This is a genomic window from Cupriavidus sp. 8B (assembly GCF_054589115.1).
Genome location: NZ_BAAILO010000180.1, coordinates 1 through 5,959 on the forward strand (window position 1 = coordinate 1; position 5,959 = coordinate 5,959).

Genomic DNA, 5,959 nt, shown 5'->3' on the forward strand with positions numbered 1-5,959 from the left:
GCAGCAACGCTCGTTGCATCGAGATCCGTGCCGTGTGAGAGCAGTCCGGCGTACAGCGAAATGAGTTCATGCGCGTCCCGCGCCTTGCGCGCAAGCTGCCAAAACGCACTCGCGATCTGACACAAAGCCTGCTTCGCGGGCTTCCTCCAAGGCAGCAAGGCCTGCGTTCAGATGTCCCATTAACAATTCGAGAAACGGATCCGCCTCAGATGCCGGTCTCGCTCGTTTTGCCACTGCAGCGGTGAAATCAGCAACTGATCGCGTTCCCGAAACGACAGGCTGTGATTGATCCACACCGAACCGCGGCGCAAGCCCGTGATTGCGGAGGCTTCCAGCGGTCGTAGCGCCCGTGCGCGATCATTCCCGTCGACCATGTCGCGCCAGCTTGCGCTCACGGGGACATTGGCGCTACGCGGCAACTCTTTTGCCCCGCTGTCGTGTATTGCGCCGACGAGTTCGAGTTGTCGCAAGCTCGGCTCGTCGTCTCGGCCCACCAATTCCAATTCCCGCAAGGGGCGAAGGAGGTTACGGATACGCTGGTGGTCTTCCGTCAATGTCTCACGAACACTGGCTGCGTGACTGACTGGAGGATTATCCGGCAGGTCCTCGAGCAACTTGCCGATATCAGCGAGTCGCTCGTCCGCCGAACGCGTGGCCTCGCGAACAAGCGCCTTGATCGCGATCAGTTGCTGCCGGTATTCGGCTGCTGAGCGAACCTGCTTCGCCGCGGTCCTGTTGTAGGCTTGCCGAACCAGATCGGAAACACGCCTACCCGTTTGATAGAGCAGCGAATCCGTCAACTCCAGCAGTGTGATGTGCAAAAAGAAGACGAGCTCGATCGTGCGCATCGGACCTTTCATATCCCGCATCTTCACTGGCCGACGAGCTTGGAGGCGCTGCCCGTGAGCCCGCTGCTTCTCGATTGGCACGGCATCCAGCGCCCAAGTATGAGCACCGAGCTCTTTGAGAAGGCGGATTTTCTCAAGTGTCTCGGTGATGGTTGACGGACTATGCCGCGCTGGTGGTGTTTTCAGCCAATCGAGAACGATCATGCCCGAGGTGCCATGTTGAGCAAACAGAACGCTGTTGGCGCGCTCCAATTGCACTTCCGTGACTGTTGCCTCGATCATTGCAAGCAGAGTGCGCTCGATATCAGCCCAGATCGAACGGCCCAAGTCCCGCAGTGTTCGCTCTGCGGGGATCAATATTCTTCGCTCGTACAGCCAGTAATGCGCGTGCTGAATCAGTTCGTCAAGCGTGAGTGATTCGCGGACGTCCTGCCGCATCCATGCTTCCAGTTCTGCCCATTGATCCGCGCCAATAGACGCCAGGCCGAGGTATTTGCAGGTCCATACTTGATGCTCATACAGCGTCTTGTAGCGCTGATAGATAGTCCGCAGGGAGGCGATCGTCGGGGTTGGCACGCCAAGTCTGTCACCAACATATCGCAGCAACTGCCGGGGCAGCGTGCCCAGATGATCTAGTGGGTGTCCGGTCGCACGCAGAAGGACCAACTGAACGGCGGCGCCAGCGCGGTGATTGCGCCGAAAGCGCTCGTTTATCGCGGCGACGTCGGTGTCGGTCAGCGCGAAGTAGCGCTCAACGTCGAATTCCGACAGCCGCGTGGGCAGACGCTCCTGTCCCACATAGCGAAACTCCAAGCCCGGCATCTCCTGCCCCCATCCCGATGGCGCGATTCGGAATCGCGGGCAGGTATGTTACTCCCGATGTGATCTAGACTCGTCACGTGACTATTCGCGGCTGCCGGAAAGCCTTACAGGCAAAGGCTCTCCTGGGAAACCGCCAGATTTTGCACCAAAAGTACGATGACCCCATATGGGGATACTGGCTGCCGGCCAGTGCTCGGGGCGCAGACCGCGCCAGGTACTTTTCGATATTTACTCAGGGTAGAGTGTGTTCCCTCGAAAGGAAACGCATTGCCCAACTCGCGCCATTCTCTGACTACGAAAAGTTCACTGTCTTCCTCAGCTACAGTCATCGCCAACGAGAACGGATCCGACATGACGCCGTGCTCTTGTGCGACAAGTCGCTGTGCCTCATACCGGAAATCTCCGGCGGGGCCGCGGTCATTAAGGCTCGCCTCAAAACCCCAGTGTCCGGCAGACGAGACCGAAGTGCCCGCGACAATCAGGCTCCCTTCGTGCAAGCGTAGCTTTGCGATACGAAGGACGTCACCACTGCCGTAGTCCAAATCGCCCGTCCAAATGGTCATGCTTGCTCCTTCCTTCTTGTTCTCGTTTCCGTGGTCAGTCTGCAGGTCCTGTCTTTGCATGGACGGAACGTCCTTCGTCACGACAAGCCTCATAGTAAGCGGTCAGATCGTTGGGAAGATGGGCTAGGTGTGCCGACTGGAAGATCTCGTCAGGCGCTGCTGCTCGCACATGAGCATAGAGAATGAACACGCACTTCAAAGCAATCTCCAGCCTTGGTATCTTCATCACGTGCTGGTCGTCGAGGTGAGCAACGAACTTGTCACGATAGACTCGCATTTCGTCCAGGTACCGCTTCCAGTCGTTCAGACTGATCCCGGTCGTTGTCAGCAAAGCACCAAGAAACTGCTGCTGATCTGCGTCATTCCGTACAAAGCGCTTCCAGTGATGCCGTGCCTTTCCATCTGCGAACAACTTGCACCATTCGAGTACAGCGATATCCAGCATATTGCCGTTGACCGTGGCACCGAACTGGGAGGGATGCTTCAGATCGCCAGTGCCATCCTCTGCGATGAAGCCAACGCGGTAATAGGCAATGTTGCGAACGCAGTGGCAGCAGAGCAACGAAAGCTTTCGTACGAACCGTGGATCGAGTGGCGTCTTTGACATGACGATCGCCCTTTTCCGATGTCTCAGCGCGGGTCGCGCATCACCAAAAAGCCGGGATCGCAATGATCGCGGCCCGCCTCGATGGCTTCCTCTTCTGTTTCGAATGCACCGGCGTCTGCCAGGTTCGACGTGTACCCAACGTCCCCGCCTTGAGGGAAAAGGTAGTCATCACCAGTGCGTACAATCCAACCCTTTCGCTCGCGATTCGTTGTCATCATCTTTTCCTATTCGTCTACGCTTCTACCGATCGAGGCAAGTCTTAACTGCAAGGGCACGAATCTCGTTCGGCGTCATGTGCAGCATTTCGGGGTTCAAGTAGACTCCGGCGACAAACGCTTCACCGTTCTTCCCGTCTTTCGCTTTCGCTTCTTTAAGCGCGGATTCCATACTCATTCCGGCGTCACGGTAGCGGGCATATTGGGCGAATTTGTCGCCGAACGCTGCACACTGATCAGGATTCCCGGCGTGTGCGTTGAACGATGTCATCGTGAGTGCGACAATGTAAAGCAACTTCTTCATTCTTTTCCTCTATTGGTTACGTCCGAGGCGTTTCCAAGTCAGTTGGCCCGACTCATGTCTATCCGTTGTTTGTCCGGCATCCATCTGACCGCGTGATGCACACGGTGCTTTCCCCTTCTGTTCAACGGGCCAACTGCTGGGGCATAATGCCAGTCGCCGATGCTCAGATACATTTGGAAAGCTCGCATGTCCTTGCAGCAGGCGTCCCAGATCCCACCAACCATAGCCTCCCTGACAGAACGGCCGGTGGTCTTATCCGTGATCCTGAAACGTAGTCCACCGGCATATCGGTCCTCAAACTGCCCGTAGGCAGCGTCGATTGAGGCCCAGCAGCCTTCCAACGTCTGCATGTCCCCTACGTATTTACCCCCGATGCTAAGGCGATAGGTCATTGGTCCTTTCCTATACTCGCGCGGGCATCACGGCCGAGTCCAGTCGGCGATGAATTAGCGAAGCCACGCTCAGCAGATCCTCGGCATCGCTCCTAGTCATGCGCCAGAGCACCCGAGGCGCGTGTGCAGTGGTGTTCCGGAACATCCCAAACACGCCCTTTACCAAATTGGCAAAGCCCCGTTGCTCACTCAACTGACTTTCGTCGGCCAGCGCATTGATTGCCAGCATGGGAGGGTTTCCACCAAGCGCACGGTCAACCAGCGCCGCGCCATCGTCGGTTAGGCCCGTCTTGTCGCGAAGCTTCGCGGCGACGCTTTTCGTCGCCTCCAGCACCGCGTGGAAATAGTTATCCCCGACCAGCTCTGCACGGCAAAACGCCAGTATGTCCGGATGCACACCTCGGGCTGTAAGATCCGACCTGAGGTCGTTCGCCCTGCGGATCGCGTCGGAGAGTGTCGACACTCGTTCGCTCGACACGAGCTCGCCGCTCTCCTCCACCTGAAGTCCGGCGAACACGAGGGCACGGTTGAGGTTGGCCCTCACGGGCTCGAATCGGTCTGGACTTCGTACGTATCGCTCCGGCTTCATAGCGAAGCGGATGAAGGCCAGAATATGCTTGCGATGCCCAAGTTGATTCTGGGAGTTGACGAGCGCATTAAGCAGACGCTTTCGTTTGGTGATGCCAGGGGAGACGTCATTGATCCTGGCATTGGCGAGCAGCAGCTCAATCTCGGTCCCTGTCAGACCGTCGGCGGTATCGCCAAGAGAGTTTGCGATCGCCTCAATCTGGCTCAATGAGAATGTCGAATCGTCGCCCACACCGATGTCCTCTTCCGATCCATATGTCAAGTCGCTGGCACGGCCTTGACCGCGGGGATCAGCTGGAACAGAAAGCCAGTCATGATCATCACTAAGCCGAGTCTTGCCAGGCAGTTGTAGATGCGCATGCGTCGGGTGATCTCGATCTCGACATACATGCCTTCATTCAGCAGGCCGATGGAAGGCAAGCCGAAGAAGGTCACCATCACGCCACCAATGAATCCAACGATCAGTCCAATGACGTTCAGATCTCCGCCGGCCAAGGCGGTGAACAGCCTCACAGCAAACTGACTCTCGTTCACGATGGTGTCCTCTTCCTGTCAAACGATCTTGATTGTCCCGCGCTCCAACAGGCTGTCGAAGTCGGCCTCTGTGAAGCCAGCGTTCGATCTGGTGAAGTCGGAGATATAGAAGCCGGTGTCATTTCGCAAGAAGTCGCGGAGCCTCTTCTGGTCATCACGCGCGGCCCTGGGGAGCTTCCGCAGAAGTTCGCGGATTCGCTCTGCTTCGGCAGGCGAAAAAATGCTCTTTCCCTTCATGCCGGCTCCTGTCGTGCTTTTCCGTGGAATTGCGTCTTACCATTACAGTCCTATCGGATTCGTAAAACATTGCGGACCAAGCGATTGAAACTCTCGGAGTAGCCAAACCAGATTCCATAGTAGCTTCCGAGCAAGATCGGGATGATCACGACCAACCACCATCGCGAGGGTGGCAATCCTGGTTGCAGTATCGACAGCGCCCAAATCTCCCCGAATACGGCAGCATTGGAGAAAATCGTGCCGAAAAGGGTGGAAACATGATCGTTGTCAGCACCCATCGAAAGCAACATCGGTAGCGCCCAAAGCGCTACCAGCAGGAATTCGACGAGTTCCATGATTTTCCTGAGCCGGCGTGGCCGGCGTCTTTTCCTATGATTTACGGCCCACAGCGAACGCTGCTTGGATTGACCGCGATTCGTGTGCGGGTATCGCAATCGATCAGATCAAGCGCCACTGCGATGCCGTAGATGAGTCCGATCGCCATGGGAATCGCAATGAACGGGTTGCGGGTGATGAAGATCCAGATCAGCTTGATGAATTCCATGGAACCCTCCCTACTACATATAGACCTTGTGTCGCACTGCTTTCCCGATCTCCGAATCAGCAACTCGTACGGGCGTAGACGAGCGCCGCACAACAGCTGATGTAACCCACAACCTTAGACGCGGGATTTGTGGAATCGAACTCGTGAAGATGGACGTTGTATCCCGTCAGCGTGGTCAACGCGCGCTCCCATTCCTGCCGATGTGCAACCCAATCCACCCAAGTTAAGCAGCCCCAAAAAAGCTGCGATTGATCAACGCAAGGTATTGACAGGCAAGGAGATTTGAGCGGCCGCCGCCCTGCTTG

The 5,959-nt window shown here is 56.8% G+C and carries 10 protein-coding genes and 1 pseudogene; all 11 read right to left on the bottom strand.

Translation table 11 applies throughout. The features are described from left to right. Positions 1-1,670, bottom strand: a pseudogene (locus tag ACYP5B_RS17890) (DUF4158 domain-containing protein); the annotation flags it as partial. A gap of 104 nt (positions 1,671-1,774) precedes the next feature. After that, positions 1,775-2,293, bottom strand: a complete 519-nt coding sequence (locus ACYP5B_RS17895; RefSeq protein ID WP_459570562.1) for a hypothetical protein — start codon at positions 2,291-2,293, stop codon at positions 1,775-1,777. Further along, positions 2,268-2,840, bottom strand: a complete 573-nt coding sequence (locus ACYP5B_RS17900) for a hypothetical protein (RefSeq protein WP_459570563.1) — start codon at positions 2,838-2,840, stop codon at positions 2,268-2,270. Before ACYP5B_RS17900 ends, ACYP5B_RS17895 begins: the two co-directional genes overlap by 26 nt. Before the next feature lie 23 nt (positions 2,841-2,863). Next, positions 2,864-3,058, bottom strand: coding sequence for a hypothetical protein (locus ACYP5B_RS17905; protein ID WP_459570564.1), 195 nt, complete (start codon positions 3,056-3,058; stop codon positions 2,864-2,866). A gap of 22 nt (positions 3,059-3,080) precedes the next feature. Then, positions 3,081-3,359 carry a hypothetical protein gene (locus tag ACYP5B_RS17910; protein WP_459570565.1) on the bottom strand — a complete coding sequence of 93 codons (279 nt, stop codon included), beginning with the start codon at positions 3,357-3,359 and terminating at the stop codon, positions 3,081-3,083. Between the two features lie 38 nt (positions 3,360-3,397). Then, positions 3,398-3,751: a hypothetical protein gene (locus tag ACYP5B_RS17915; protein ID WP_459570566.1), complete on the bottom strand. Its 354-nt coding sequence runs from the start codon at positions 3,749-3,751 to the stop codon at positions 3,398-3,400. Between the two features lie 10 nt (positions 3,752-3,761). Further along, a complete protein-coding gene (locus tag ACYP5B_RS17920; protein WP_459570567.1) occupies positions 3,762-4,571 on the bottom strand; it encodes a TIGR02391 family protein in 810 nt (269 codons plus the stop codon). A gap of 26 nt (positions 4,572-4,597) precedes the next feature. After that, complete coding sequence (locus ACYP5B_RS17925; RefSeq protein ID WP_459570568.1) at positions 4,598-4,873, bottom strand: hypothetical protein; 276 nt, start codon at positions 4,871-4,873, stop codon at positions 4,598-4,600. An 18-nt stretch (positions 4,874-4,891) separates the two neighbouring features. After that, positions 4,892-5,110, bottom strand: coding sequence for a hypothetical protein (locus tag ACYP5B_RS17930; RefSeq protein WP_459570569.1), 219 nt, complete (start codon positions 5,108-5,110; stop codon positions 4,892-4,894). 50 nt (positions 5,111-5,160) lie between these two features. Next, positions 5,161-5,445, bottom strand: a complete 285-nt coding sequence (locus tag ACYP5B_RS17935) for a hypothetical protein (RefSeq protein WP_459570570.1) — start codon at positions 5,443-5,445, stop codon at positions 5,161-5,163. Positions 5,446-5,486: 41 nt separating this feature from the next. Continuing rightward, a complete protein-coding gene (locus ACYP5B_RS17940) occupies positions 5,487-5,654 on the bottom strand; it encodes a hypothetical protein (protein WP_459570571.1) in 168 nt (55 codons plus the stop codon). Between the last annotated feature and the right edge of the window lie 305 nt (positions 5,655-5,959).